The sequence below is a fragment of the Afipia clevelandensis ATCC 49720 genome (assembly GCF_000336555.1).
GTDB lineage: Bacteria > Pseudomonadota > Alphaproteobacteria > Rhizobiales > Xanthobacteraceae > Afipia > Afipia clevelandensis.
The window spans coordinates 1,302,549-1,328,481 of sequence record NZ_KB375281.1; the positions used below are offsets into that span (position 1 = coordinate 1,302,549).

The following is a 25,933-nucleotide window of genomic DNA, read 5'->3' on the forward strand; positions in this document are numbered from 1 at the left end:
AATGCCAGCGTCATCGCCCGCTTCTCTCCGCCGACCGTCCTGACGGTATCAGACGATAGCTGGCGGCAACACTTCGTTACCTCTGCAGCTGCAAGACCTTAGTACCTTCCGGTCCTCGCTTAAGGGGATGGCTGTTGCGAAGCCCGGCGCGGACCGGAGTAAGCAGCCCCGCAACCAGGTTCAACAAGAATGTCTGCAGCGAGCCTTCTCGTCCGCGACCAGCATAGAAACAAATTGCAGGCATCGTTGATGCGAACGATAGCAATATTCGCGTGTGATACCATTAAAGGGCTAACCCACACGCTCAGCAGGCACGCCGACATACACCCCGCTATGAGTAATCGGTTTCACGACAACCGTTCCCGCTCCCAATGTGACGTCATCACAAACGGAGCACTTGTCGATGATGGTGCTGCCGGTGCCGGCAAACACAAAATCACCCAATCGGCTTGCACCTGCCAGCACCGTACTGACGGAAACGTGCGTGAACTTCCCAACGATGCAATCGTGTTCGACGATGGCGCCGGTGTTGAGAATGCACCCCTCGCCGATCTCGGCCATCGGCCCGACATGGGCATGATGGCCGATGAACGTGCCAGCGCCGATAACAGAACCGACGCCAATCGTGGCAGAAGGAGAGATCACGGTGGCAATGGGCCAGCCTCCCGCCACGATGGCGTCGACCTGGATTTGCCTTTTTTTATTATCACCCGCTGCGGGAAAACACGCCCACCCTTCAGGCAAGCCGCCATCGAATGTCCTGACGATCGGAAAGCCCAGAAATTTTTCGCCCTCGCGCGCATTCGCGTCGGCAAAACATAGCTGACGGATACCCGATGCCAGCGCGACATCGGCAACACTGCGCGCATGCCCTCCGAAGCCGAAAATCCGCAAGCCGGCGGGTGCCGCCGTCATTGTCGTGAACTCTCTCGAGACGGCTCGCTCGATATGCGATCAAGGATGGCAACGTGTTCGTCGACCACATCTTGCCAGGTCCGCTCTGCAAGCTTGTTGTAAAGCGGAAGTTGCCGCTCTAGCAGCGCATCCTTGTTCTGCAGCGCCCACTCGATTTTGTCGGCCATCGCCTTGCAGTCGTAGGGATCGAACAGCATGAGATCCTGCATATCGGGATCGGTGACAACTTCCTCTGTGACGGCAATCTTGGCCATCACGACCGGCGTTCCGACCGAAAGAGCTTCCGTCAGCGTGAATGGACAACCGCCTTCGCTCAGGCTGGGGTTCACAGCCAGATCCGCAAGCCGATAGCATGCAGCAAGCTCCCGCGCGGAGAGGCCGTGCAGACACAACACGTCGTTCTGCAGGTTGTGGTCTTTTATGAATCGCGCAACCTCCGGGATATCTCTCGGATTTCCAGTTAATACCAACTTATGCCCGATATACTTCCGCTTCAGCAGATACTCATACGCGCGAAGCAGCGAGACGATATTCTTGTTGGGTCTGAACTGGCTGGCGTAGAAAATGAAGCGAATACCTCCGTTGTAGAGATTGACAGCCCCCGGATTACCGATCGCCTTATGCAGAGTGCCGCGAAACAAGTTCTCGCACAGAGCATCTTGAATATCGGAGCTTTCAGAATGCCCCGACACTGAGATTAGCTCATCCAATCTATTCGCGCCATGACGAACGACCGATACAATACCGGGATCTACCTGATATCGATGAACCAAGGTCGCATATTTGACATCGTCGCTATAGGTAACGAAGTGGTCCGCCCCTTCGACAGTCTTCTCCACTGACCTGAATACTTCTAGAAATCGATTACCGCCTGTGGATGAAAACGAGATCGGAAAATTCGTCAAAACGACATCTGGAACGCAGACTAATCGCGGCGCTTCGATGTCGTTGAATTGCGGCCAGAACGCTGCTGGCGAATACCACGCACGAATCTCCTTTCGTTTGTTCGCATAATCGCTGATCAGCTTCGCCTCTCCATTCTCCATGAATTGGAAAACGCGCCACTTCCCGGAAGCGGTTGGCAAATCCTCCGTCATCCTGGCAAGGGCCGACCGTACTTTCCGTAACCGCGCTGAACGAAATCTGAATTTACCCAGCAGAGTTTTGAATAGGCTTAGGGACACCCAAACAAAATATACGACTGCCGCTATCAGCGTAAAAGGAAGCGTAGCTATCACGAGCACGGTCAAGATCACGCTGCTCCGCGTTGTGGCCAGCGTGCGCTCTGCTTTTGTCCTCGTTGCTTCAAAAAGATTCTTTATTCTCTCGAAGAGCCGAGACGATCGCTTTTCGCGTTTTCGATCTTTAAACCTCCGATAGAAATCGTACAAACCAAGAAGTACTGGTTTTTTCTCCGGGCCGATAACATCGAATCCTTCGGGGGGAATACCTGCATCTTCGAAAAGCTGCTGAAGATTTTTCCGAGACCAACTCGGGCATGCGATGACAAAGCGAACGTCTCCACGACGATTGGCTGCTTTCAGGAACTCAGCGAGAAGCCGGCCAAGCCCTTCAGCCCGCAGATCAACAAGGGGAGGATAAGCGAGATAGATCCCGTAGATTTTCACAGATAATCCCTCACGACGTCCCAGTACGCACCAGAGAGATTTTCCAAGGATTGGCTTGCGAGCCGTTCCGCTGAGGGAAGTGCTTGCCGCAACGCAGCATCTTCAACCTCCATCTTCTTGAGCTGACGAGCCATATTTTCGGAATCGTCTGCCTCCATCCAACACAAGTTCAGACCGAACTGCCGATCGATTTCGCGCATGGCAGGATAGTCGCTCGAAAGCGATGGCACACCGAAATGTGCGGCCTCGACAACGGAAAATGTTCCATTGTCGATCCGGCCGGGATGCCAAAGAAATGCCGCCTCGCCAAGTTGTCTGCGGTAGATCCGATCGGACAATTCGCCCACAATCTTGAATTTCCGCCTCAGTTCGTCGCTTGAGCGAAGAATTTCACTTAGGGCTTCTAGGTGAGCTCGGCCTTTCTTCAACAGGTCTCCCGTCTCGACGCCTGTGACACGACACTCCAGCTTTCCGTTATAGTCCTCGTAGTAAATTTGAAGCGCTTTGAGCGCTGCCTCGTGATTTTTGTGCGGGGCGAGATTTGTCGTCCAGAGAAAATAGCTGGCGTCTTCAATGCGCAGGCTTCGCGTGGCAGATTCCGAGAAGTCCGGCGCCAGCATCGGCATTTTTCTGACTTTTCTGCTCGGAAGCCCGGCGAATTGCAGCGCGTCACTCCGAGTAAACTCTGTCGTTACTAGAATTGCATCCGCGGCATGAGCGCGAGCAACAAACTGCTGACTCACGATATCTTCCAGAACAGGCACGTATCGCTGAATGTAGCCGTAGACCATCAGAACGTGCGGCCTGATAGGAAGCAATGGTAGCTCCAGCCGGTCGGAGACGATGACCCAGAGATCGCAATCCATGAATTGATTGATGCCGTCGTCCGGCGCTTGATACAGTTGATTAACGAGCGGCTGTTCAATCCCTGCATAGACACAAGCCCGGGATGCCTCCTGATAAGACATCGTGAGCCATCGGAACGGGCGACGTTTTATTGATTCAGGAAGATCGGCGAATTCTTCGCGCGGGTAGCTGCGTGGATCATCAAGATGCCCGAAAACAACTTCCACGTCATCTCCCGCAGCCCGGCTGCCTTCCTGGATCGCACGCGCCAGTAACTTCGCGCCTCTCAGACTGCCGCCCCGATACTTTACCGGCACGATAACAGCGATCCGCTTCTTTTGGCTTCGCCTTTCCTTCACCAAGGAACTATCCGCTCTCAATGTCTCGGTTATCTTCTGAAAACCGGATCGCCATAAAGGCTCGCAATTTTCTGCTTTGAGCGGCTCAAGCAACCGGGGCTGCGACTCGCGAATCTCATCAATCAAACGGCGATCATCATTCAAGATGCGTTCAATTTTGCTGCGCGCCTCAGCCGGCGTGCGGCAACGGCCGGGCAACTGAGTGCCGCCGAGCTTATCGAGCAAGCCATCGGCCATGAAAACCAGCGGCATGCCCGCGCGAATAGCCTCAAAGGGATGGTAGTGAACATGATTGGCATCAGCGCCATGATAATACATCACGCGCAATTCCTGCATGTTCCGCTGGTGAATTTCGCTCGACTGGAAACCGAGAATGCGAGGATCGGAAACAGCAACCGGCTGCGCGCCGCCAACGACGTAAGGCAAACCCGAGAACGCTTTCTTAAACTCGTTATAGACCTTCTGATAGTAACGGCTGAAGCCTAGATCCGGACAGATGAAAAAGATCCGCTTGTCCGTCCCTTTCCATTTGTTATCGAGACGGGCATTCGGCAAACCGGCCGGCAGGAATATGGCGCGCTTTTGCAGATAGTGTGACTCACTGTCAGCCAAATGCGCATATGCCTGACCGAACCAAAAGCTTGAACCGAAGGTTTGCGGCGACCACAGCAACCCTTCTCTGCGAGCTCGCCAAACAAAACTATCGCTATAGGATTCATCGGGAATGCCGTAGGCACGCCAAATCTTTGCGCCATCGAAGTGGCGGGTCATCGACTGGAAAAAAGCTGTCTTCAGCAAAATAAAAAACGCGACATCGAAATGCCTGTTCGCAATCTCCCACGCATGACGTCCGGGATCGTCGTACCAATTCACCGCATTCAGCACAGCGAGATCGTCAGCCGGTATTGTAAGGTGTTGATCCTCCGACCAGTCAATTGAAGCCGAACGAAACGCAGGGTCAGCCGGGATACGCTTCGGCAGAAACACTTCCTGCACTCCGATACGCTTGAGCATCGGAACTTCGAACTGGCGCGCAGTGGTGTGGTTGAGAAGCCACATCACGCGGAGAGGCCGTTCTGTCATTTCCCCGTTCCCGTCAATCGGCCATACTCCTTGATGGCCGGCTCCGTTGCACCGTCAAACTTTATCTCGCCATGATGCAGAACGATCGCGCGATCGCAAATATCGCGAAGCGATCCAAAATCATGCGTGGCGAGAATCAATATTTCCGAGTCCTCGATCAGCTTTGCGATGCGAGCTTTTGCCTTTTGCATGAAATTTGCGTCGCCCGCACCGATCACTTCATCGAGCAGTAAAATGTCGCCGCCGACCATTGTCGAAATCGCAAACGCGAGGCGCACCTGCATGCCTGCGGAGTAAGTCTTGATGGGATAGTGGATAAACTCGCCAATGTCCGCGAAAGCGATAATATCCTCTTCGACCGAACGCATGAATTTCGGCGTCAATCCAAGCAGCAAGCCGCGATACAGAATGTTTTCCCGGCCAGTCGCTTCAAGCTCGAAGCCAAGGCTCAAGTCAAACAGCGAGCGCACGATCCCTTTCACATACCGCGAGCCCGACGAAACGGGATATAGGCCCGCCACCATCTTGAGGAATGTGGATTTTCCGGCACCGTTATGACCGATAAGCCCGACCCTCTCCCCGGGCCGGATTTGAAGTGTGATGTTCTTGAGCGCATGAACGTCATGCACCTCATGCTTGGCGTGACGGCCAATTGTGACTCCCATAAGGAGTGTTTTCAGCGAGCGCTCCCTGAACGCAACGGCTGAATAGTGCAAATTGATCCCGTCGAGCTGAATGTAATTGCCCGTCATAGATAAAAGATGACCCTGTTCTCGGACTTTCGGCCGACCATCAATGCAACTGCAAAAGCCACCACAATGGCAAGGCCACATGCTGCGAAGTTGTCCAGTGTTGGCCATTGCCCGCGCAAAAGCGGCGCACGAACGATCTCCAGCAAATGATAGATGGGGTTATAATCCACCAGAAAGCCGAGGCCTCCATTCCGAAAAAGGCTGGCTTCGAAATAAATGGGCGATACGAACCACATCGCCTGCAAGATCAGCGCGAGCGCCGGGGTCAGATCGCGAAAGCGTGCGCCGATATAGGCAAGCGCGGTTGCCATCGGCCAGGCCAATAGCGCCGCAAGGGGAAATACCAGCGGCACAACGATCCAGCACCATCCGAAGTTTTGCGGCATCACAACGAGCACCCAACCGATCAGGCTAATGCTCGCCATCATCAGAACCATCAGATTGGTCAGCGTATTGCGCAGCGTATAGATCGCCAACGGATGACGATATTGTTTGATATACGGTTCCGCCTGAACGAACGACATGGAACCTACTGTCAGCGTTCCAATAAAAAATTCCCAGAGAATCATTCCGGACAAAATGTACGGAGCGTACTCCGCTATATTCTGTTTAAATATTTTCGCGAAAACGAACGACAGCAGCAGTGTCATGCCGAGTGGCTGCAACAGCGACCATGCCACACCCAGGTACGATCGGCGCCATTTGGCGCGCAAATCGGACAACGCGAGATGTGTCCAGAAATAGCGAGCCTTGTAGATTCCGTGTATATAGGACATCTTCGTACAATTCAGGGTTGATCTTTCGGCCTTATGCCCCTAACTACACCAAAAGCGTTGATAGGAAATAAGAAAAAAATGATTCCGGTATATCGGCCGTACTTCACTGGACGAGAGCAGGAATATGTCAACGACTGCCTCGTCTCGACCTGGATTTCGTCGCGCGGCGCCTACATCGATCGCTTCGAAAAATCGTTTGCCGAATATACCCAAGTTAGCCACGCAACGTCCGTCTGCAACGGCACGGTGGCCCTTCATCTTGCGCTGGTATCCCTTGGCATCGGGCCGGGCGATGAAGTCATCGTTCCCACGCTGACATATGTCGCGTCGGCCAACATGATCGTTCAAGCCGGTGCAACGCCGGTATTTGCAGACTCGCTTGGCACAACATGGCAGATTGATCCGGAGGCAATCCGAAAGGCTATCACTCCAAGAACAAAAGCCGTGATGGTCGTCCACCTTTATGGGGGCGCGTGCGACATGGAGCCGATCGTCGAGATCTGCCGCGCACATAACCTCTTACTTATCGAGGATGCCGCAGAAGCCTTTGGCACGCGATACAAAGGGCAGCACGTCGGAACATTCGGCGAAATATCGACTTTCAGCTTTTTCGGGAACAAAACTATCACGACCGGCGAAGGCGGCATGGTCGTAACCAACAATTCTGACCTGTACGAGAAGGCCTACCGTCTCAAAACGCAAGGCGTTTCTCCTCATAGAGAATATTGGCACGAGATCATCGGATACAATTATCGGATGACGAATATCTGTGCGGCTATAGGCTTGGCTCAGATCGAACAGGCAGATCACATTCTTTCAAAGAAGCGCCAGGTGACACGTTGGTACGAGCAGTACTTACGTAACTTGCCGCTCAAAGCCCAATCCGTTCAGCCGGACACCGAACATTCATGGTGGATGTACTCGGTCTTGCTCGAAACGGAGCAGCTTCGTGACGATCTTAGAGATTTTCTACGGGCAGCGGGTATCGAAACGCGCCCCCTCTTCCCGCCAATTCATTGCCTGCCGCCCTACAATCGCGGCGAAGTGTTTCCCGTCGCCGAAAACCTCTCCGGGAGAGGCCTAACACTGCCAAGCTACCCCGAACTCCGCGAAGAAGAGATCGCGATAATTTCAGTAAAAGTGAAAGAATTCCTCGATCATCAGTCCCAGAGAAAAGTAACTCCGGGCACGGCGTTCGCTTAGGCAAAGCCGCCGATCCGCCGATAAGCGTCGATCACCGCTCTCGCGCTGTGTTCCCATTTGAATTGTCCTGCGCGCGCTATCCGAGCCTCTCGACGGGTCGGATCGGAATGATCGTCACTTCCAAGCGCGTCCCTGAACGCGCTCGTCCAGCCCTCCACATCCAGCGCCGACACGCGCCTGGTCACCAGCCCGGAAATTTCATCCATCGACGTTCCGGCGCTATGCGCCACCGGCGTCCCGCACGCCAGAGCTTCCACCACCGGCATGCCGAACCCCTCATAGAGCGAGGGCGAAACCAGCAGCCGCGCGCCTTCGTAGAGAGCGCGCAACTGCGGATCGGTAGCCCCATGAACGAACCGGAGCGATCCTTCCCGGATCAAGTTTTCGGTCTGCCCGGGAAGATCGAGATCACCCCACCCCCGGCCACCAGCCAACACAAGCGGACAATGCATCCGCGCCGTCGAACTCAGTCGCCCATAGGCGAGGATCACGGTCCGGAGGTTTTTCCGAGGCTCATGCGTCCCGACGGCCAGGAAGTAGCTTCCATATATCAGGTCCAATGTATCGAGCGCGGGCTGTGTTTTCTCGCGCCCCGCCGGAACGAACAGTGCCGACGCCGCCGGCGGCGCCACAACGATCCGCGTCAAGGGATAGCCGAACACATCCGCAATCTCGCGCTTGCTGAAATCGGAGATCGTATGCACCAGTGGTGCATCTGCGACGAACGTCCGAAGCGGCTCCAGCCATTTAACCCGGTCCCGGGGATGAAATTCCGGATGACGGAAGGTCGAAAGATCATAGATCACGGGGAACATCGGGACGCCCGGATCGGCCAAGGGACGAAAATTGAATGCATGAAACAGATCGAGGGATTGTTTCCCGACGGACGTGGAGAACCTGCCCCGGCGAAACGAACGATAGGCCGCGGCAGCAGCGCGCGAACCCGGCAGACGCACAGCGACATCCAGAATGCGGCTTTTAAGATACGCGAGAGACGCCGAACCGGACCTGTCGCCCTCGCCCTGCTTGTCATGAGAACGACTGATCTCGCGCGCGTCCGCGAGACCGAAACCGCGCCAATCCAGATCGCGGAAGCCGGTGAAACGAAGATCCGGATCGAGCTCAAGCACAGAATTGACGATGTTAAACGTATAGTTCGCCACGCCCGTCATCGAGCGGCTCAAAATACTGGATTCAAAACCTATGTGCATGTGGTGCGGCAACTCTGGCGGTCACGGTATCCGGGATGCAATAGGGCAATGGAGGACAGACTATCAGGGACCGGTTAAAAACAAACCACTTCAACAGTCGTTAATCGACCCGGCCTTGATCCGGATCAGAGAGCCGATCAACAAGTCCTGAAATATGCGCTGCCGTCTGTGCCCAGCGATAAGGCACATAATTCGCGCGTATCCGCGCCTCATAAACCTGCACGTAAACCGGATCGGTTACGGCCCTGTAAACCAGCTTGTAGCAGGCAGCGAAATCAAACGGGTCGAAGTAGTCGATCAGATCGCCTCCGGCCTCGGGCAGCGACGTCCGGTTTCCGGCGATGCAGTATCGTCCGAGCGACAGGCTTTCCGAAATCGGAAGCCCCCATCCCTCGTAGATGGACGGGTAAATAGTGAACGCGCAATTCTTGTAGTACCAGGCCAGCTCTTCATCCGAGACGTCAGCCAAGTGGACGATAACCTTGCTCACCGAGCGGTCGTACCGGATCTGATGCAGAAAATCGGAGACATGCGGATGCGGAGTTCCGATCAGGAGCAATTGCGGGCAATCAGGACCGAGCTCTTCGACCAGACGCTGCCAGACACGATACAACAGGCCCTGGTTCTTCCGTGGATCAATCGTCGAAACGCAGATCACGAACTTTCTTTCGGGCACATAACGCGGCCGGGGAAGTAAATCGACCGGCAATCCGGAGTTCATATTCGGGTTATCGCCCAGCCGAATGACTTCGACGGGTCGGTACGCGAGGCGTTCTGTTTCGATGAAGCGCGCGATCTCGTTTTTCTGAAACTGAGAAATCGTAAGGATCAAATCGGAATTGGCGATCTGCTGCGTGACCCATCGCGTAAAGACCTCTGAATGATGAGGCGGCATCCATGCGGGAAAGAGCGCTGGAATAAGATCATAGATCAGATTGAAATACGCCGCTCCACTTGCCTGTTTGTATGCGGCAAGACCTTCGCTGTAATCCTGAAATCCCCAGGTCGCCGACAGGGAGATGCAAACATCGCCCTTCTTGAACAGAACGGGGCCCGCGATTCTGAATGGACGATTGGTGCGCGCAATCCGCATGGACATCTGCTTTCGTACAGCGCGCAGAAAACCTCCAAAAGCACGCCTCGTCTCCCTCAAGGCTTCTGTTACTTCGTCGCCCAGCAATTCTTTCAGTTTTTCCCGAATGTTGGATTCGAGTTGTCTGCCGCTTCGGACGACTGGCGTCATCCGGCGATAAGAGGAAACGGGCTCGTTTTTCTGACCATGGCCATTCACTCCCGTTGTCGAAACAAGACTGTCGCGGATCACCGGCGCAAGCGAGTGAATATCGACCTTCCGCAAAACCTTGTTTGCTGAATCGAATGCAAAGAGTTCGATATCGCTTCGTATCGCCAACAACTCAGCCAGAACGCTGACCGACGTCCGCTGAATACCGGTCAAATGACCGAGGCTCCAATGCCTGAGATCCGTTACATCAAACCAAAGAGTCATTGAACAACTCGATAAATGCTATTCCTTGCCGCGATATTTCTTCATGCCAGACGTCAATACCACCAACCATACCGTGCGGTTGCCCAAACGCCCCTTCCACCCCGCTCATCATCACCGGACGCGCGGGAGTGTCAGGCACCACCTGCAGCTATTCGGCGTCATATCGCCTGGTACGCAGCAACGATATCCTCGACCGGTCCGAGCGCCCTGATGTTTCCGCGATCCAGCCAGAGCGCCTTGTTGCACCAGCGGCGGCAGACTTCTAGATTGTGGGATGCGAGCACCAGAATACTCGCCTTTTGAATAAACGTCTCGACGCGCTCGCGCGCTTTGGCCATGAAATGCGCATCGCCGGCCATGATCCACTCGTCCATCAAGAGGACCTCAGGCTCGTAGCACGTCGCAACCGCGAATGTCAGGCGCAACATCATTCCCGACGAATAGGTGCGCACCGGCATATCGAGATAGTCGCCCAGCTCGGTGAAATCGACAATCAGCGGCAGGCGCTGTTCGATTTCCCGGGACGACAGGCCAAGCAGCAACCCGCGCAACCGGATGTTGTCGTAGCCGCTCAGGTCGCTGTCGATACCGAGCGAAATATCGAACATCGGAGAAATCCGCCCATTGACCTCAACGGTGCCCGAGACAGGCTCATAGATTCCCGCCATGGTCCGCAGCAGGGTTGTCTTCCCCGCGCCGTTCGATCCGATCAGCGCCAGCCTGTCGCCTCGTTCAAGCGATAGCGAGATATCGCGCAATGCATCGACCGTGATGCGGTCGTTGGCATCGCGCGCGATGCGCCCGGCCGAACCGCGCGACAGGATCGCCTTTTTCAGGGAGCGCGATCCGCCATGATAGATCGGGAAGGAGACGTTCACGCCGTCGAGGCGAAGGATCGCCTGCTGATCTTCAACATTGCGTCGTAACAGCATGGCGCTCACACCCAGTATGAAATGCGTGAGCGAAAGCGGACGAAAAAGAACGCCGCAAACGCCATGTTGAGCACCGTGATCAAAAGCATGATCAGATAGGTCTGCACCGCGGGGATTTGACCGAGCAAAGGACCGCGCATGACTTCGACGAGATAGAAGAACGGATTGAAGGTCATCAGCTCCTGATGCGCGCCGAGCAATTCGGGCTTCCACATGATTGGTGTGATAAAGAAGATAATCTGGACGAGGCTCGTCATAATCTGGGGGATATCGCGAAAGCGTGCCGATATCATGCCCAGGGACATGCCCGCCAGCGCCCCATTCAACGTCACCAGCAGGAAGCCGGGGATGGCGTAGAGCGCCACGCTGCCGGGCCAAGCGTGGAAGTAAAGAAGAACCGCGATGTAAACCACGAAATTGTGCGCAAGGATGATGACCTTGCTCCACACAAAGCGAAACACATACAGCGAATAAGGAAGACGTATCTGTTTGATATAGGATTCGGCGCCGGTGAAGAGCGTGCCGGCTTCGGTGATCATCGTGCTGATGTAGCCCCAGATCAGCAATCCGGCGCAGAGAAACGGCATGAAGTGGCTAAGCTCTGCCTTGAAGAGCGTTGAGTAAACGATACCGAGCGCGACCACCATGATCGCCATGCTGGCGGTCATCCAGAGCGGCCCGAGAAACGAGCGGCGGTAACGCTGTAAGATGTCGTTCCAGCCCAGCTTGCCCCAAAGGGTCCAAAGGGACAGTCCGGCAAGGACGTCCTGCAGCGCCATCTGCGCCTGACGGTGCATCCGTCCCTGCCCGGCAATCAGCATCGACATCCGTTCATCCAACTCCGCCCACGGGCTCACTCGACCGGGATGCGATCCCGCAAGGCCTGCTTATAGACGTCCTGCATACGGGATAGAAACAGAGACTGGCTGAATTCGGCGCGAACGCGCTCCCTGCCCGCTTCACCCAGCCGGGCGGCAAAATCAGGCTGGTCCAGAAGGCGGTTCAACGCCCCGGCGAACGCCGCCGCGTCGCCGGGCGGGACGGTCAGGCCTTCCCTGCCGTCCCGGGCGATATTGGGAACCGCGGTCGGAAGCGCCGTATTGACCACCGGCTTGCCCGCGGACATGGCTTCCAACTGGACGAGGCCGAAAGCCTCTGCCTCCGAAACGGAGGGAAAGGCCAGCGCCCGGGCAGCGTGAATATACTGCTTGACCTCATGAGGCTCCAGGACGCCAAGAAACCTGACCCGATCCAGCACACCTAGTTCCCTGGCGAGGCCGGTGAGTTCTTCCCGGAGTCGTCCTTCGCCAATGATCACGGCGTCGGCATCGACGTCCTGCATCGCGCGAAGAAAAATCTCGTAACCCTTGTAGCTGACAAGGCGTCCGACAGAGACAACAAGTCTGGGGTATTGCTCCTTCAGGCGGTCGACCGCCTGCTGTTCACCCTGATCGAGCCGTCCCCAATAGGAATCGTCACATCCATACGGAATGGCGACGCACTTGGCGGCAAAGTCTTTCAGAAATGGCGAGTTGCCGATCATGACCGGATCCGAGACGATGATCCTGTCTGCGCGCCGAAGAGAATTGCGAATGAATGGCGCCAAGGCCCGCATCAGCCACAGACGGCCGACCACTTCCGCATGCCAGTGCACGATCACGATCGGCTTTTTCGGCAGCAGGGCGATTCCGATATCCGTCAGCGGAAACGGAGCGTGGTGAACCACGATGTCCGACACGCGCGCCTTCTGAAATAACCTGAGCGGATAGGTCGGCGCCAGTGGCGTGGACATCACCGTTGCAAGCGACGAAACCGCTTCGACACTCACGCCATCGAATTCATAGATGCAGCCCATCCCTCGTTCTCGCGCCACAAGAACGCCGCTTTCAAACTCCGTTCGCGGAAGCATCGCCAGCGTGGCTATGACGGACGGAATCCCGCCATAGACGTTCGGCAAGTAGACCTTGTAGGCATGGAGAATCCGCATCAACACTCAACGCATCGGGGAATTTTCATTCGATAGACCTTCAGACGCGCTGTTCCTGATAGCTTCCGCCTGGGCGGTGACCATCATGGACACCAGCGTTGGAAAATCGACGTTCGGTTTCCAGTTCAATACGGAACGAATCTTGGACGCGTTGGCCCGCGTATAACGGCTATCCACCTTGCGAACCAGAGCCGAATCGAGAACGACGTGATCGGCCCACCTGCGGCCAACAAAATTGAACGCCTGATTGCAAAAATCCTCAATCGAATGATCCTGCCCGGTGCCTATGATATAGTCATCCGGGACAGGATGCTGAACGATCAGCCTCATCGCTTCCACATAATCGCCGGCAAAACCAAAATCCCGCCGTACGCCAAGGTCGCCCAGCGCAATCTTTCCATCTGACAAGATAGGCTTCCCACGCTCATCGAGTTCGGAGGCCGTGGTCAGACCGAGCGACACCGCAGCGGCGGCATAGGCGATCTTCTGCGACACGAAAGCTAACGGGCGCCTGGGGCTTTCGTGATTGAACAGAATGCCGGTTGAGGCGTGCAACCCATACTGCTGACGGTATGCGCCAACAATCTGGTGGGCGTACAGTTTCGCCGCGCCATACGGCGTCTTCGGAGCGCAGCGTGTCTGCTCGTTCTGGGCTGATGTCCCATCGCTTCCGAACATTTCCGACGACGAGGCCTGAAACAGACGGCAATCCGGCTTGTACTTCAGCAAGAGCTCGCAAAGCTCCTGCGGCACATAGCCATTCACCTCCGCGGTTAGGCGCGGTTCATTCCAGCTCAGGCTGGGACGAGAAATGGCGGCAAGATTATAGATCTCATCAGGCATGACATCGCGGATCAACGCTTCGAGAAAATCACGATCCGCAGGATCTCCGACATGCCAGCGCACACCATCCCGACGTGAATCCGAATGATCCGCGCGGCGCGACTGTGCATGAACGACGCAACCCTGCTGCCGAAGCAGGTTGATCAGATAGTAGCCATCCTGCCCGGAAGCCCCGGTAATAAGAACTTTTACTGTCAATGGCACCCTCGATTCCGGACAACTTATAGCTGCAGGAAGCAGGATCAAACAGAAACTTTTCAAAACACCGCGGACAACAAAATCCGCAAGCTCTCGCTCTCAAAATTATTCGTTGTAATTGAAGTGCTTAAATCCGTGCTGCTTCACAAGCTCATCGCGCTGCGCGGTTTTCATGTCTTCCCGCATCATTTCCGCAACCAGATCAGCAAATGACGTCGTGGGTTTCCACCCCAGCTTTTTGTACGCCTTTGCCGGATCGCCCAGAAGCGTCTCGACCTCGGCCGGCCGGAAATAACGCGGATCAACCTCGACGATACACTGCCCCGTGGCGGCATCGTATCCCTTTTCATTGACACCCTCACCTTCCCAGCGAACGGCGATTCCGACTTCGTTCGCGGCAACGTCGAGAAACTCGCGAACCGAGTGCTGTTCTCCGGTCGCGATCACATAATCTTCCGCGACATCCTGTTGCAGCATGCGCCACTGCATCTCGACATAATCCCGCGCATGGCCCCAATCGCGCAGCGCATTCAGGTTGCCGAGATAAACCTTCTCCTGCAGACCCAGCTTGATGCGGGCCAATGCGCGCGTGATCTTGCGCGTGACGAAAGTCTCGCCGCGAATGGGCGATTCGTGATTGAAGAGAATTCCGTTGCAGGCAAACAGGCCATAAGCCTCGCGATAGTTTACCGTGATCCAGTAGGCATAGAGCTTGGCGACCGCGTAAGGCGACCGGGGATAAAACGGCGTCGTCTCCTTCTGCGGGATTTCCTGAACCAGGCCGTACAACTCCGACGTTGACGCCTGATAGAACCGGGTTTTCTTCTCAAGCCCGAGAATGCGGATCGCTTCAAGCATTCGCAGCGGCCCCAGCGCATCGGAATTCGCTGTATATTCCGGCTCCTCGAACGAGACGGCCACATGACTCTGCGCAGCCAGATTGTAAATCTCGTCCGGCTGAACTTCCTGCACGATGCGGATGAGACTCGATGAATCCGTCAGATCGCCATGATGAAGGGTCAGATCGTATCCCTTGTCGTGCGGATCGTGATAAAGATGATCAATCCGATCGGTGTTGAACAGCGACGTGCGCCGCTTGATCCCGTGAACGGAATATCCCTTGGACAGCAGCAATTCCGCAAGGTAGGCGCCGTCCTGTCCGGTGATCCCGGTAATCAACGCAGTCTTTTTCTTCATCGCATATCGGCTTTCGTATTCGCTGCAACTTCGCCCCGGCGAGGTAAAGTTGCAGGCAGCTTGACAGACTGATCGAGACGCCCCGCCACGCTACTGTGGCCGGAGCGATGCAACACGGGCAAACAGGTTGTTGACGCGCCCCAGCAGGTTTGCCGGAGCGTCGATGATAATACCCCGCACGATCGCCCAGACGCTGGCGGCGCTGACCGCAGCCAGCAAGACATACTGAACGAGTATCGCAACGGGTTGCGAGGTCGAGACGGTCGACAGTCCGAAGCCCGCGATACGAAGAATGAGGATTCCCAGAACCAGAAGCCCGATGGCAAAATTCCGGTTCTGCCGTGTCGTTCGCGGCGCGCCAAGAATCGCGAACGCCATCAGGACAAACACAAACGGATAGATCGGGGCAAAAATCCGGTCATGAAGTTCAGAGCGGAATTCTCCCGGGACACGCTTGTAGACCGGATCGTCGGGCGGAGGCGAGATCAGTTCGCCAATCGGCCTCTCGCGAGGACCATAGGTCACCGTCTGAACGACATTTGAAAACTGGGACAGATCGAACGCATAGCTGGCGAACGCCACAAGGGCCGGATCGCGTTTGCCGGCTTCAAAACGCTGGAGATTGCCATCCTGAAGAACGAGAAAAGATCCACGCTCGTTCTTCTGAACCGTGCCGCGATCCGCGAGAATGGTGATCCGCTCCGCCGGATTGCGCTGGTCGTCGATGAAAATCCCGACAAGCAGTCCGCCCGGCTGCCGGCCCTGAATGCGGATGGTCAGAGGTCCGAGCTTCTGGAATTCCCCTGGCCGCAGAATGTTCGTCAGCACGTCGGCGCCGATCTCGGTCTGCCATCGCCGCAAGGCGCGCATGCATTCGGGCGCCACATACAGCGAGAGCAACGCAACGAAAAGGCTCACCACGCATGTCGCGTAGAGAAAGGGACGGACAAACCGCACCGGTGACAGACCGGCCGCGTTGATCACGATGATCTCGGAATCGTTCGCCAGCCTGTTCAGGGTGTGCATGACCGCAATCAAGAGCGCGATCGGCGCGATGATCATGGCTAGCAGCGGAATCGCAAGGCCAGTGACGCCGAGAAAGACCAGAATGGACTGGCCCTGCCCTGTCATCAGGTCGATGCCGCGCAGTGCCTGCGTGATCCAGATGACCCCCGTCAACGAGACGACAATCAACAAGAACGCCAGCAATGTCGCTCGCACGATATAGCCGTCGATTGCGCTCATCCAGCTTCCGGGTAAAGTCCGCGTCAGGTCCGAAACGGCCTGAAATATGGGTTATCGTCTTGAGCTATATCGCATATTTTACGGCTGACACACCTAAAAATAGTCCATTCGAGGGATAATGTACGCGGCCATCAAGCGAGAACTGACCGACGTCTGGATCGGCTTTTGTGTATGGACCGGACCCAATCGGCCAGCGGCGCAGGCTGCGCGGCGCAAGGGGACCGAAAATTTCGCAATCATCGGCGCCGCCGGGTTGCCATGGTCCACATCCATCATCTCCATCTGCGGGCTGGCATTCCTGCTTGGATTTCTGAGCACAATGAAGCCTGCGGACTTCCTTCGCTCACTGAAGCATCCCGCCAGTCTCGCCGCGCTGGCGCTGTGCGCTCTGGCCGTGCTGGGCCTTTTTTGGGCTGACGGCGTGCCGTGGTCTGACCGATTCCGGGGAATAACGCCCATGGCGAAACTGCTGGGCATTCCGATCCTGATCTACGCCTTCGGGCAATCCGGCCGTGGCCGATACGTCTTCTATGCGTTCGTCGCCTCGTGCACGGTTCTCATGCTGTATTCGTGGATCGCGCTATGCTGGCCAGGCGTATCGATACACTACAAGGCCGACCAGCCCGGCGTCCCCGTCAAGAACTATATCGACCAAAGTCAGGGTTTCGTGTTCTGCGCTTTCGCTCTCGCTGCGATCGGAGTCGAAACCCTTCGGCGAAAGCGGCCATCGCTTGCGATCCTGTCAGCGGTCATCGCAATCGGGCTGATCGCCAATCTCGTGTTCGTCAACGTCGCGCGAACTGCGCTGGTATACTCACCCGTCCTCGCTGTCATGTTTGCGTACCGTTATCTCGGACGCAGGCAATTCTGGATTGCCCTTCCAGCCCTGACGGCTCTCATTGCCGCGCTCTGGATGGTTTCGCCAAACTTGCAGCACAAGGTCACCGCCGCATTCAGTGAATACAAGATCGCACAGAGCGGTCAACAAACCACATCCGTCGGACAGCGGCTGGAACTGTGGAGCAAATCAATCGAATTCTTCAAGGCGGCGCCGATCATCGGCCACGGAACGGGGTCTGCCAAACCGCTGCTGACTCGCGATGCGCCCAAACAGGCCGGCTCGCCGATTGTCGGCAACCCGCATAACCAGACCTTTCTGGTGGCGATTCAATGGGGCGCCATCGGAATCCTGACCCTCTATGCGATGTGGATTACTCACCTGCTGACATTCCGTGGCAAAGGTATTGTCGCCTGGATGGGCCTTGTCGCTGTCGTGCAGAACATTTTAAGCTCGCTGTTCAATTCCCATCTCAGCGATTTCTATCAGGGCTGGCTGTATGTCATCGTGGTCGGCATCGCAGCGGGCATGCTGACACAGACTGCACCCTCGCGTGAGCAGTCCGATCAACCAAGCCCGTCATCCTCGTAATGGGTCTCAGGTCCGTGACAGGGTGATGTTTGCACCCTTGAATTCGCTGCCGTGCGAGCGGATCACAACCGATTGCGAATTTCCCCTGGTGGTCAAAACAAGATCCGCGGAAAATGTCCCCGCGCTCACGACCACCTGAAAACGGCCTGCCGAGACCGCACCCTGAACGTCGCCGGCGACATTGCGCGTGGACTCGCTCCAGGTACCGGACAACTTGTTGCCGTCGGCAACCACGTTGCTGGTCAGTTCGATCTTGTAGCTGTCGCTGGCGCAGCGCAGCGTCTGCTGAAGCGCGTTGCCGTCGGCCCTCACCGCGTAGGTCGCGCGGCAACGGATCGCCTCGCGCGCGCCGCCCTCAAGGGAAATCGTGCCCTTGCCCGACCAGACACCGGACATGCCTGCGAACGGATGCGCCGTCTGCGCATGCGAACCGGGGATACACGACAGAAAAAGAATGGCTGCAGCGACGGCCTTGTCAGTGGTTGAACCGAGCAAAAACATCTCACCTCGCATTGTGACCGATCCGCGCAAAACTTCGCGCGAATTCCCGGATCGCTAACTTCGCAGATGCGAAAACGGTTCCAACGATCGGCCGCAAATGTGGATCAATTTTGGTCGGCAAGCGCTTGTGATGACAGAAAGCGGACAATCGGAAAGTCTGGACGCTCGCCGGACAGTGATGCAATACGTCCCTTCACCTCGTAGATCGAGATCGGAACATCGGTATCGCGCGTGAATATCCGCAGACACCACCCCTCTTCCAGTTCCAGAAGAGGCGCAGGCAGGAGAAAATGCACGGGCGTTTCCTTGCTGGACTACTGCACTGTCATCACCTCGTGCGGCACGATTTTCGGCGAACGAGTGACGATCTCGATGCCAACGACCCAAGACTGGGTTCGACCGCCGAACTCCATGGCGGCGAAACGCAGCGTCTCGATCGGCCAAGACTTAACAGCGCGATCCTTTAACGGCAGTCGGCTTATCGCTTATCGTTAGCCAGATCATATTCAAACTGCGAAGACTGGTGATCGGTCACAGATTTCCTGAAGGGCTGGACGACCACTCCCCTGCGCAATACCGTGACCGCAGAGAAAAGGAATACGATCTTGCCCACCCCGCTCGCGCAAAAGATCGCCCGTGATTACGGAACACCGGCCCTTGTCATTGACATGGACCGTGTCGAGCGAAACATCGCGCGCGTGCAGAAGATTTGCGACGAGGCGGGCGTCGCCAACCGGCCTCATATCAAGACCCACAAGAGCCCGCTTCTCGCGCGCCTTCAAATCGAGGCTGGCGCCAAGGGCATCACCTGCCAGAAACTCGGCGAAGCTGAAGTCATGGCGCAGGCGGGGATCGACGACATTCTCATCAGCTACAATCTGATCGGCGACGAAAAGATGGCGCGCCTCGGCGCCCTGCTCGCCGAAACGCATGTCACCGTCGCCGCGGACAATCCCGTTGTCATCGCGGGTCTCACCGCAGCAGCGGCCGCAGCAGGTCGTGATGTGCCGGTGGTGATCGAGTGCGACACCGGCCGCAAGCGGGCCGGCGTGGAAACGCCTGGCGAGGCCATCGCGCTCGCCCGCCAGATCAAGGACACGTCCGGTCTTTCGTTCGCCGGGCTGCTGATGTATCCGACCGAAACCGGCTGGACCGAGGCGCAGCGCTTTCATGACGATGCACTGGCGGGCATCCGTCAGTTGGGTCTCGACCCGAAGATCGTGTCCACGGGCGGATCGCCGAACCTGAAGAACGTCGGCAAGCTCAAGGGCGCGACCGAGCATCGCCCCGGCACCTACATCTACAACGACCGCATGCAGGTCGCCGCCGGTGTCGCCTCGTGGGACGATTGCACCCTGCATGTCTATTCCACCGTGGTGAGCCGCGCGTCGCCCGATCGCGGCATTCTCGATGCCGGCTCCAAGACATTGACGGCCGATACCGGCGGCCTCGATGGCTACGGATTGATTCTCGAACATCCGCAGGCGCGGATCGCCCGCTTCGCGGAAGAACACGGCTTCCTTGATCTGACACAGAGCAACACGCGCCCCGCTGTCGGCGATGTCGTGCGCATCGTGCCGAACCATGTCTGCGTCGTGGTCAACATGTCCGATGAGGTGGTCATGGTACGCGGCGACGAGATTGTCGGAATTCTTCCCGTCGCGGCGCGCGGCAAATTGCGTTGAGCGCCCGCCGGCGCCGCTCCTGGATCACACCGTCTTCCGGTACGACACATACACCCGGCCTGAAACGAGGGCATCAGCCTGAAAAATGTCAGCTGATGGGTTTAGCCAGTTGGTGGCCCTGCCCGGCAATTTGCGGATCGAAGGAACCTGGCTCGTGCCGGCGTCAGCGCCGGCCGTAACCCGGCGAGACCATGTTCTTGAGCTGCACGAGGAGCGTAAAAACCCACACCAGTCCGTACATGCCCGCCAGCCCGAGCGCGGTCCTGCGATCCATCAGCGACAACCCGGTCCAGTACCAGACGCGGTAGATCCACAGCCCCGCGGTCGCAACGCCCAGCAGACAGACCAGCAGCTTGATGCCCTGGCTGTTCGCGACCCCCACCGCCGCGAACAGCAGTGTTGCCGGAATGAGGAACATCTGGCAGGCGGAAATCAGCGTCTCGTTCATGAAGCGTCCCTTGGCGAATCGGGCCAATTCTAGATCAATCGCATATCACGCGGGTGATCCCGTTCTGGCGTGAGGCTGCCGGGCACGAAAAAGGGCCGGAAAAGGCCCGAACCCGCAGGATTCCCCTTCTTGCGCGGGGGGCCGAAGGACGCTACAGCATCGGAGCCTCTTGGCACGGTTCGGAGCGTAGCGCAGCCCGGTTAGCGCACTAGTCTGGGGGACTTTGGCGCTATGCCAGTTTCCCATTGATTTCCAATTATTTATTATACGCTCCATAGTCAGTCCGGGGCTTTGGCCGGGACTTTCCGTTGATTTAAGGATTCTCATGAGCGGACCAGAGAAGCATTTTGCTGCACTTGGTAGAGTCGCGATGGCCGCGAGTCGCGTCGAAGAAGCCATGATTGTTTACACGCAATTTCTCACCGAAACGTTGGATAGTAAAAAGAGATACTTGAAAAATTCTCGCGGGAAGCGACTGACCCCGAATTTCGTTGAAGGTCGGTTGCGGTGGCAAAGTTGGGCAATGAATGCAGCTGAGCTGCGAGGCTTAGTAAAGCTGCGATTTTCCAGGCGATACCATCCAAGACTATTCAAGGTATTGGATCGAGTACGTCAGCTTCGGGAGCAGCGGAACGACGCGATACACGGCCTGTGGCAGGTTATGCAAGACGAGACAGGCAATTTCGTAGGAGTCTATCAGTTTTCGAAGCGCTCACCCAAACGAGGAAAGCTAGGCAAGCTGAGCGTTCAAAAGCCGGATGCTGACGCGCTCAACAAGCTGGCAAATGATCTCAGTGATTGCTTACAAAATTTAAAAACAGAGTTCGGTCACGTCTTTGACCTTGATGAAAAATATCGAGTTTGGGCGGAAACACAGATTCGGCCTCCAACCCGGAAGCGGTAGCTGGATGAAGGTTAGGCGTTAACAGGCTAAGTATTTCGAAGTTTCTCTGCGATGGTCATAGCGTCCCGGACATCATCGATCAGCGCGTGGGCATATTTTGATGTGGTGGACACATCTGAGTGGCGCAGCAGCTTCTGGACGGCCTTTAGGTTCCCAGTAGCCCTCAGGATGCCCGTTGCGGCTGTGTGTCGATTGTCGTGGAATCTGTAGTCTAGCAGCACCGCATCCAGCTTGGCACGCCGCCACTCGGTCTTAAGGCCCTCGCGGGTCATGGGATACCGCTGGCCCTTCTTCCGATCTACGCCACGCCGTTGGGCTATGTATGTAAAACCGCGCGGGCTTGGCGGGCTTTGCAATGACGGGAAGGTCTTTTGAATTTGAACGGGTACATTTATGTCCGTAGAAGTAGCATATCCAGCAGCAAATCAATGCATCTACTGCGGCGCGACGAGCTATGCAGTAGATAGTAAAAGGTATCTAGCTGAAGAACACATAATTCCATTCGGTTTAAATGGAAACGTTGTTATTCCGCGTGCGAGTTGTCGTAGATGTGAGCGGATTACGGGGCGAACAGAGTCCATAGTATTGAAGGGCTCATTACTAGGCTGCCGGACACATCTTCGTTTACAAACTCGACTACCAAAAGATCGTCCGAAAGTTCTACCTCTATTTGACCCGACCACCACGCCTAATCGTAAAGTGATGGTCGATATAGCAGATTACCCGATTTCACTTCTGCTAATGCAATTAGACCAACCAGCAATTTTAACTAGAAGAGCGGCTGATAATTCTACGTCAGCGGTTTGGAGTAAGTTGTTTAGGGTCGATATGGAAACTCTAAGATTAAAGTATGGTCTCTCGAAGATCGCGACCTCATCCCTTGATGTTCATTCATTTAATCGAATGCTGGCCAAAATAGCTCATAGTTTTGCGATGGCTGAGCAACTAGCAGGACGACTAAGTCAGTTTAAGCCGTATCTAGTTCAGCTGATTCTTGATGCAAACGGCAAAACGAATTGGGACATGCATGTCGGCGGTTGGCTGGAGGCGGTTCCGCCGTCCAATAAATTGCATGAGATTGGGATTGAAAGACCTATTGAGCGGCACGAGAAACTGATAAGCGTCAAAATTCGCTTGTTCGCTAACTTGGGTGCACCGGTCTACCGCGTCATCGCTGGCGAACGAATTGCCTAACGTCGTTCTTAGCGCTCAGGTTTCGAGACTATGACAAGTTTGTTGGCGCGTTCGCTCAATAACTACGCCGCCCGCAACGTGCCCTTCGTTGCCAGCCACTGTTTCCAATTGATCGGCAGCGGTTTGATCTTCTCTCCGACCTTGTCTTCCGGCCAATTGTGAACGATGTGTTGCGCTAAGCTAACGCAAACGCCACGCTAGCCATTCTTACTCCCGGAAAAAAGGAAACGGCGGAGCCAAGAAACAGCAAATAAGTAAAATGGTGCATCCACTGAGCCGTGCGCCACCAGTTGTTGCCATAGAGAAGCTGCGTAAAATAAGCAAAAGCAAATACAAAGGCAGCAATCAGCGCGCCAACTCCGAAATACCACAAGGCACTTTCGATAGGGGCTACACTCGCAGCTTTTGCGGCGGGTGACAGAGCCGTTCTTGCTCCACCCCAAAATGCCAATAAAGCAACGGCTGCTCCACCATTCAAGGTGAGGAGGGTCTTCATACCTTCGATTGCGTACTTAGTCCCTTCCTCCCAATGCCAACGCGTTTCTTCCCGATCCATATTTGCCCCCAAGATTCACGCACCATTACAGCGCGGGGAATTGTAGGTTGCAAGAGCACTAGAGCTGCTCGGTACATCCAAATGCAGCAGATCGAGATATACGAAGTATCAAGCGTGAGCTGAAACGTTGCAGCCTCGTACCTACGGAGAGGGAAAATTACTTCGCGTTGCCGGACAACGAATCTGTATCATAAGGAAGCCACCAGGCTCGGCCTCCAACACCACCAGTCATATCTGCCTTACGACCGTCGATCTTGCTCGGCGCAATGCCAGCCAGCACCTGCATGACGTCTTTTATAACCCACGCGGAGCATCGATAATATTGGTGCCTGTGATGCGTCTTTCCGTCATCGCCAAAAGTCGTGGCAACGTCGCTGCAATCAACAGTAGTAACAGTTTTGGGAAGTAGTCCTAAAGAACGCGGCTTACCAAGTCCCAATGGAATCCACGAGTTCACCGCATTACTTAGTGCGAGAGCCAGATCGCCGCCAGCATAGTAAGTGGTCACGCGCTTGGCCAATTTGACAAGCGGAGCAAGTTGGTCTGCCTTCGAAAGCGCATTATCTGGCACATCGGACGCCGCAAGAATCGCGCCCTCAAACAAGTTTTCTTTGATCTCTTTTGGTGACTTTTTGCGAATGATTTGCATCGCGCCACTAAGTGCGCGGTTACCCATAGAATGAGCGACGAGATTTAGCTGCGGCTTCTGCGCAGAAGATGGCGCGTTCAGGGACGCGAGCAGTTTTGTCAACACATCAGCGACGAAGGCGCTCGATTTTTGTGCTTTTGTTTGGTCGGATCTATAGGGCTTCAAGCCAAACTGACCATTAGATGGCCACGAAATGCAGTAACACTCCAACGCGCCGTATGCGTCTGCAATTTGCGCTGAGCTATGCAGTGCGCTGATGAACGTTGAATTGAATCCAGGAATTAGAATTGTCCCAAATTCTGATCCAGCTTTTCTCAGTTTCTGGGCGGCAGCGCGATCACGGGCGAATGAAACAATATCGTTGGGTTGAGGAGCTTTCGTTTTTCCCGATGGCGTAGGCTCGTCCAGAACAAGCGTAGTGTGATCAGGATACCAACCTGTGTCCGGCTTATTGGACTGCTGGACGACGTTAATCGATCCAGTGATGTATCGCTTGGCGTCGCCATCAAAGAAATCAGAACCAAACATTTCGAGGCTGTTGACCCGGTTGCGATTTGTCGCAAAGCGAACGCGAATTGATTTCTGCACAAGCTGCTCCCTAATCTATGAAAATTGGAAAATAACTACCTAAGCTATGGTCTTGAGCCCAAAGAAGGAAAACCGGACTTCCTCAATCACGCGCGATTGCCACGGGCACCAGATGTTTTTTGGGAGAAAGCTGTCGCCGACATCTGCCAAATGCGCTTCGACATCCAAAATGGATGCATCGCAGACTTCGGTAGTTGTTTCAAAGAATTCTATTGTCAGTGGATCGAGATGCCAGCTCCACGGCGCATTATAGAACCGGGTCGCTTTCACGATCCTGCCCATTACGGACTTGGCAGCTAGTTTGCCGGATACGAACCCTCGCGCTTCCTTTATGAGCGCCTCAGTCTCCAACTGAATGACGAAAGTCCTGTGTATGCTCTGTTGATAGCAACGAAAGTATGTCATTGGAAAATTCCTCGATGATAATGTCCTTCAGAAAGTAAAACTAGTTCGCAATATTGATCGAAGCTGACAGAAATTTTTCCGATTTACAACAAGGCTTTGCGATCGCTGAACTCTCCTAGCGCCGCAACCGCCCGACGGGGCGGCGTGTGGGTATTGCTTGTTCCAAAGACCTCAGAAACAATCTTTCCGGGTCTGGGGAGGTCCAAGAGATGCCAAGTCCAGGGACGGACGACGAATTTCTAAACCGAGTTGGTGGCGATAGAATTACGAGCCGTCAGGTAGACGAGCTTATAGGATTAGCGCGTGGGCTAATAGCCGATGGCGTTATCAATCACAGCGAAGTCGAGTTTCTTCAAAACTGGCTGGCCGCTAATACGGTAGTGAGTAGCCAGCCCGTCATTCGTCTGCTCTACAAGCGTGTATCGAGTATCCTTGCGGATGGTGTTGTCGACGAGGACGAAAAACGAGACCTTCTCGATACTCTTAACGAAATATCAGATCGAGACATTGGATTAGGCGAGCCACTCAGAGCGACAACGCTTCCTCTTTGCTCGCCCGCGCCGACCCCACTTGTATTCGCGGGTCAGCATTACTGTTTCACCGGCACCTTCAACTTTGGCCAGCGCAAAGAATGCGAGGCCGTAGTTGTCGGAAAGGGCGGGAGCGCCGGATCACTCACGAAAAAGACGAACGTTCTCGTGATCGGCATCTATGCCACCGAATCTTGGAAGCATTCAGCCTTTGGCAACAAGATCACGCGAGCTGCCGAGATGAGAAGCGAAGGTCATCCGATATCCATCGTTTCGGAAACCCACTGGGTCAGGTTTCTCTAACTGATCAGATAGCGATTGCCGTTCGCCACGTGCCGCCCGATGGCGGCGCGTTGTAGGTT

26 protein-coding genes are annotated in these 25,933 nt (G+C 55.5%); 6 read left to right on the forward strand and 20 right to left on the reverse strand.

Annotation, left to right across the window (positions count from 1 at the left end):
• Positions 1 to 291: 291 nt before the first annotated feature.
• The 5 genes from HMPREF9696_RS05935 to HMPREF9696_RS05955 are packed head-to-tail and all read right to left on the reverse strand — an operon-like array spanning position 292 to position 6,359.
• The gene (locus HMPREF9696_RS05935) at positions 292 to 915 is read right to left on the reverse strand and encodes a NeuD/PglB/VioB family sugar acetyltransferase (RefSeq protein WP_002712059.1); all 624 of its coding nucleotides are present in this window, start codon (positions 913 to 915) and stop codon (positions 292 to 294) included.
• Positions 912 to 2,543 (reverse strand): glycosyltransferase, encoded by a 1,632-nt coding sequence (locus HMPREF9696_RS05940; RefSeq protein WP_051053217.1) that lies wholly within the window; start codon positions 2,541 to 2,543, stop codon positions 912 to 914. The genes HMPREF9696_RS05935 and HMPREF9696_RS05940 overlap by 4 nt, the downstream gene beginning before the upstream one ends.
• Complete coding sequence (locus tag HMPREF9696_RS05945; protein ID WP_002712061.1) at positions 2,540 to 4,831, reverse strand: glycosyltransferase; 2,292 nt, start codon at positions 4,829 to 4,831, stop codon at positions 2,540 to 2,542. The genes HMPREF9696_RS05940 and HMPREF9696_RS05945 overlap by 4 nt, the downstream gene beginning before the upstream one ends.
• On the reverse strand, positions 4,828 to 5,583 hold the full coding sequence (locus tag HMPREF9696_RS05950; RefSeq protein WP_002712062.1) for an ABC transporter ATP-binding protein: 756 nt from the start codon (positions 5,581 to 5,583) through the stop codon (positions 4,828 to 4,830). Before HMPREF9696_RS05950 ends, HMPREF9696_RS05945 begins: the two co-directional genes overlap by 4 nt.
• Positions 5,580 to 6,359, reverse strand: coding sequence for an ABC transporter permease (locus HMPREF9696_RS05955; protein ID WP_002712063.1), 780 nt, complete (start codon positions 6,357 to 6,359; stop codon positions 5,580 to 5,582). The genes HMPREF9696_RS05950 and HMPREF9696_RS05955 overlap by 4 nt, the downstream gene beginning before the upstream one ends.
• 78 nt (positions 6,360 to 6,437) lie before the next feature.
• Between HMPREF9696_RS05955 and HMPREF9696_RS05960 the strand changes: the two genes are divergently transcribed.
• Entirely contained in the window at positions 6,438 to 7,562 is a 1,125-nt protein-coding gene (locus HMPREF9696_RS05960) for a DegT/DnrJ/EryC1/StrS family aminotransferase (protein WP_002712064.1), read from the forward strand.
• Here the strand turns inward: HMPREF9696_RS05960 and HMPREF9696_RS05965 are convergent.
• From HMPREF9696_RS05965 to lptF, 8 genes are all read right to left on the reverse strand, one after another.
• Positions 7,559 to 8,734 carry a glycosyltransferase family 4 protein gene (locus tag HMPREF9696_RS05965; RefSeq protein WP_002712065.1) on the reverse strand — a complete coding sequence of 392 codons (1,176 nt, stop codon included), beginning with the start codon at positions 8,732 to 8,734 and terminating at the stop codon, positions 7,559 to 7,561. The two genes, HMPREF9696_RS05960 and HMPREF9696_RS05965, sit on opposite strands and share 4 nt — an antisense overlap.
• A gap of 139 nt (positions 8,735 to 8,873) precedes the next feature.
• Positions 8,874 to 10,280, reverse strand: coding sequence for a glycosyltransferase family 4 protein (locus HMPREF9696_RS05970; RefSeq protein WP_002712066.1), 1,407 nt, complete (start codon positions 10,278 to 10,280; stop codon positions 8,874 to 8,876).
• 158 nt (positions 10,281 to 10,438) lie between these two features.
• Positions 10,439 to 11,212, reverse strand: a complete 774-nt coding sequence (locus tag HMPREF9696_RS05975; RefSeq protein ID WP_002712067.1) for an ABC transporter ATP-binding protein — start codon at positions 11,210 to 11,212, stop codon at positions 10,439 to 10,441.
• Positions 11,213 to 11,217: 5 nt separating this feature from the next.
• A complete protein-coding gene (locus HMPREF9696_RS05980) occupies positions 11,218 to 12,039 on the reverse strand; it encodes an ABC transporter permease (protein ID WP_081602436.1) in 822 nt (273 codons plus the stop codon).
• Positions 12,040 to 12,065: 26 nt separating this feature from the next.
• Positions 12,066 to 12,950, reverse strand: a complete 885-nt coding sequence (locus tag HMPREF9696_RS05985) for a glycosyltransferase (RefSeq protein ID WP_245259209.1) — start codon at positions 12,948 to 12,950, stop codon at positions 12,066 to 12,068.
• Positions 12,951 to 13,205: 255 nt separating this feature from the next.
• Entirely contained in the window at positions 13,206 to 14,240 is a 1,035-nt protein-coding gene (locus tag HMPREF9696_RS05990) for a GDP-mannose 4,6-dehydratase (protein ID WP_002712070.1), read from the reverse strand.
• A gap of 105 nt (positions 14,241 to 14,345) precedes the next feature.
• Positions 14,346 to 15,437, reverse strand: a complete 1,092-nt coding sequence (gene gmd, locus HMPREF9696_RS05995; protein WP_002712071.1) for a GDP-mannose 4,6-dehydratase — start codon at positions 15,435 to 15,437, stop codon at positions 14,346 to 14,348.
• Between the two features lie 90 nt (positions 15,438 to 15,527).
• Positions 15,528 to 16,682: an LPS export ABC transporter permease LptF gene (gene lptF, locus HMPREF9696_RS06000; protein WP_002712072.1), complete on the reverse strand. Its 1,155-nt coding sequence runs from the start codon at positions 16,680 to 16,682 to the stop codon at positions 15,528 to 15,530.
• A 118-nt stretch (positions 16,683 to 16,800) separates the two neighbouring features.
• Here lptF and HMPREF9696_RS06005 point away from each other — a divergent pair, with 118 nt between their 5' ends.
• Positions 16,801 to 18,111 carry an O-antigen ligase family protein gene (locus HMPREF9696_RS06005; RefSeq protein WP_002712073.1) on the forward strand — a complete coding sequence of 437 codons (1,311 nt, stop codon included), beginning with the start codon at positions 16,801 to 16,803 and terminating at the stop codon, positions 18,109 to 18,111.
• A gap of 6 nt (positions 18,112 to 18,117) precedes the next feature.
• On the opposite strand, the gene HMPREF9696_RS06010 is transcribed toward HMPREF9696_RS06005, so the two are convergent.
• Both HMPREF9696_RS06010 and HMPREF9696_RS06015 read right to left on the reverse strand, forming a co-directional pair.
• On the reverse strand, positions 18,118 to 18,612 hold the full coding sequence (locus HMPREF9696_RS06010; RefSeq protein ID WP_002712074.1) for a hypothetical protein: 495 nt from the start codon (positions 18,610 to 18,612) through the stop codon (positions 18,118 to 18,120).
• 104 nt (positions 18,613 to 18,716) lie between these two features.
• Positions 18,717 to 18,908: a hypothetical protein gene (locus HMPREF9696_RS06015; RefSeq protein WP_040301206.1), complete on the reverse strand. Its 192-nt coding sequence runs from the start codon at positions 18,906 to 18,908 to the stop codon at positions 18,717 to 18,719.
• Between the two features lie 309 nt (positions 18,909 to 19,217).
• On the opposite strand from HMPREF9696_RS06015, the gene HMPREF9696_RS06020 reads away from it, so the two are divergent.
• Complete coding sequence (locus tag HMPREF9696_RS06020; protein ID WP_002712075.1) at positions 19,218 to 20,297, forward strand: D-TA family PLP-dependent enzyme; 1,080 nt, start codon at positions 19,218 to 19,220, stop codon at positions 20,295 to 20,297.
• Positions 20,298 to 20,460: 163 nt separating this feature from the next.
• Here the strand turns inward: HMPREF9696_RS06020 and HMPREF9696_RS06025 are convergent, their stop codons facing one another.
• Complete coding sequence (locus HMPREF9696_RS06025; protein WP_002712076.1) at positions 20,461 to 20,745, reverse strand: hypothetical protein; 285 nt, start codon at positions 20,743 to 20,745, stop codon at positions 20,461 to 20,463.
• Between the two features lie 325 nt (positions 20,746 to 21,070).
• Here HMPREF9696_RS06025 and HMPREF9696_RS06030 point away from each other — a divergent pair, with 325 nt between their 5' ends.
• The gene (locus HMPREF9696_RS06030) at positions 21,071 to 21,649 is read left to right on the forward strand and encodes a hypothetical protein (RefSeq protein WP_157170003.1); all 579 of its coding nucleotides are present in this window, start codon (positions 21,071 to 21,073) and stop codon (positions 21,647 to 21,649) included.
• 26 nt (positions 21,650 to 21,675) lie between these two features.
• Here the strand turns inward: HMPREF9696_RS06030 and HMPREF9696_RS22200 are convergent, their stop codons facing one another.
• A complete protein-coding gene (locus tag HMPREF9696_RS22200; RefSeq protein ID WP_002712077.1) occupies positions 21,676 to 21,921 on the reverse strand; it encodes a tyrosine-type recombinase/integrase in 246 nt (81 codons plus the stop codon).
• Positions 21,922 to 22,042: 121 nt separating this feature from the next.
• Between HMPREF9696_RS22200 and HMPREF9696_RS21575 the strand changes: the two genes are divergently transcribed.
• On the forward strand, positions 22,043 to 22,843 hold the full coding sequence (locus tag HMPREF9696_RS21575) for a hypothetical protein (RefSeq protein ID WP_002712078.1): 801 nt from the start codon (positions 22,043 to 22,045) through the stop codon (positions 22,841 to 22,843).
• Positions 22,844 to 23,018: 175 nt separating this feature from the next.
• Here HMPREF9696_RS21575 and HMPREF9696_RS06045 read toward each other — a convergent pair whose 3' ends face one another.
• From HMPREF9696_RS06045 to HMPREF9696_RS06055, 3 genes are all read right to left on the reverse strand, one after another.
• Positions 23,019 to 23,399 (reverse strand): hypothetical protein, encoded by a 381-nt coding sequence (locus HMPREF9696_RS06045; RefSeq protein ID WP_040301209.1) that lies wholly within the window; start codon positions 23,397 to 23,399, stop codon positions 23,019 to 23,021.
• A 157-nt stretch (positions 23,400 to 23,556) separates the two neighbouring features.
• Complete coding sequence (locus HMPREF9696_RS21215) at positions 23,557 to 24,636, reverse strand: alpha/beta hydrolase (protein ID WP_002712080.1); 1,080 nt, start codon at positions 24,634 to 24,636, stop codon at positions 23,557 to 23,559.
• Positions 24,637 to 24,675: 39 nt separating this feature from the next.
• On the reverse strand, positions 24,676 to 25,041 hold the full coding sequence (locus HMPREF9696_RS06055; RefSeq protein ID WP_002712081.1) for a BP74-related protein: 366 nt from the start codon (positions 25,039 to 25,041) through the stop codon (positions 24,676 to 24,678).
• Positions 25,042 to 25,250: 209 nt separating this feature from the next.
• On the opposite strand from HMPREF9696_RS06055, the gene HMPREF9696_RS06060 reads away from it, so the two are divergent.
• The gene (locus HMPREF9696_RS06060) at positions 25,251 to 25,874 is read left to right on the forward strand and encodes a BRCT domain-containing protein (RefSeq protein WP_002712082.1); all 624 of its coding nucleotides are present in this window, start codon (positions 25,251 to 25,253) and stop codon (positions 25,872 to 25,874) included.
• The last annotated feature ends 59 nt before the right edge of the window (positions 25,875 to 25,933 follow it).

Coding starts and splice junctions, on each gene's coding strand:
- HMPREF9696_RS05935 (WP_002712059.1), bottom strand. CDS start 915: ATGACGGCGGCACCCGCCGGCTTGCGGATTTTCGGCTTCGGAGGGCAT.
- HMPREF9696_RS05945 (WP_002712061.1), bottom strand. CDS start 4,831: ATGACAGAACGGCCTCTCCGCGTGATGTGGCTTCTCAACCACACCACT.
- HMPREF9696_RS05950 (WP_002712062.1), bottom strand. CDS start 5,583: ATGACGGGCAATTACATTCAGCTCGACGGGATCAATTTGCACTATTCA.
- HMPREF9696_RS05955 (WP_002712063.1), bottom strand. CDS start 6,359: ATGTCCTATATACACGGAATCTACAAGGCTCGCTATTTCTGGACACAT.
- HMPREF9696_RS05960 (WP_002712064.1), top strand. CDS start 6,438: ATGATTCCGGTATATCGGCCGTACTTCACTGGACGAGAGCAGGAATAT.
- HMPREF9696_RS05965 (WP_002712065.1), bottom strand. CDS start 8,734: ATGACGGGCGTGGCGAACTATACGTTTAACATCGTCAATTCTGTGCTT.
- HMPREF9696_RS05970 (WP_002712066.1), bottom strand. CDS start 10,280: ATGACTCTTTGGTTTGATGTAACGGATCTCAGGCATTGGAGCCTCGGT.
- HMPREF9696_RS05975 (WP_002712067.1), bottom strand. CDS start 11,212: ATGCTGTTACGACGCAATGTTGAAGATCAGCAGGCGATCCTTCGCCTC.
- HMPREF9696_RS05980 (WP_081602436.1), bottom strand. CDS start 12,039: ATGTCGATGCTGATTGCCGGGCAGGGACGGATGCACCGTCAGGCGCAG.
- gmd (WP_002712071.1), bottom strand. CDS start 15,437: ATGAAGAAAAAGACTGCGTTGATTACCGGGATCACCGGACAGGACGGC.
- lptF (WP_002712072.1), bottom strand. CDS start 16,682: ATGAGCGCAATCGACGGCTATATCGTGCGAGCGACATTGCTGGCGTTC.
- HMPREF9696_RS06005 (WP_002712073.1), top strand. CDS start 16,801: ATGTACGCGGCCATCAAGCGAGAACTGACCGACGTCTGGATCGGCTTT.
- HMPREF9696_RS06010 (WP_002712074.1), bottom strand. CDS start 18,612: ATGTTTTTGCTCGGTTCAACCACTGACAAGGCCGTCGCTGCAGCCATT.
- HMPREF9696_RS06025 (WP_002712076.1), bottom strand. CDS start 20,745: ATGAACGAGACGCTGATTTCCGCCTGCCAGATGTTCCTCATTCCGGCA.
- HMPREF9696_RS06030 (WP_157170003.1), top strand. CDS start 21,071: ATGAGCGGACCAGAGAAGCATTTTGCTGCACTTGGTAGAGTCGCGATG.
- HMPREF9696_RS22200 (WP_002712077.1), bottom strand. CDS start 21,921: ATGACCCGCGAGGGCCTTAAGACCGAGTGGCGGCGTGCCAAGCTGGAT.
- HMPREF9696_RS21575 (WP_002712078.1), top strand. CDS start 22,043: ATGTCCGTAGAAGTAGCATATCCAGCAGCAAATCAATGCATCTACTGC.
- HMPREF9696_RS06045 (WP_040301209.1), bottom strand. CDS start 23,399: ATGGATCGGGAAGAAACGCGTTGGCATTGGGAGGAAGGGACTAAGTAC.
- HMPREF9696_RS06055 (WP_002712081.1), bottom strand. CDS start 25,041: ATGACATACTTTCGTTGCTATCAACAGAGCATACACAGGACTTTCGTC.
- HMPREF9696_RS06060 (WP_002712082.1), top strand. CDS start 25,251: ATGCCAAGTCCAGGGACGGACGACGAATTTCTAAACCGAGTTGGTGGC.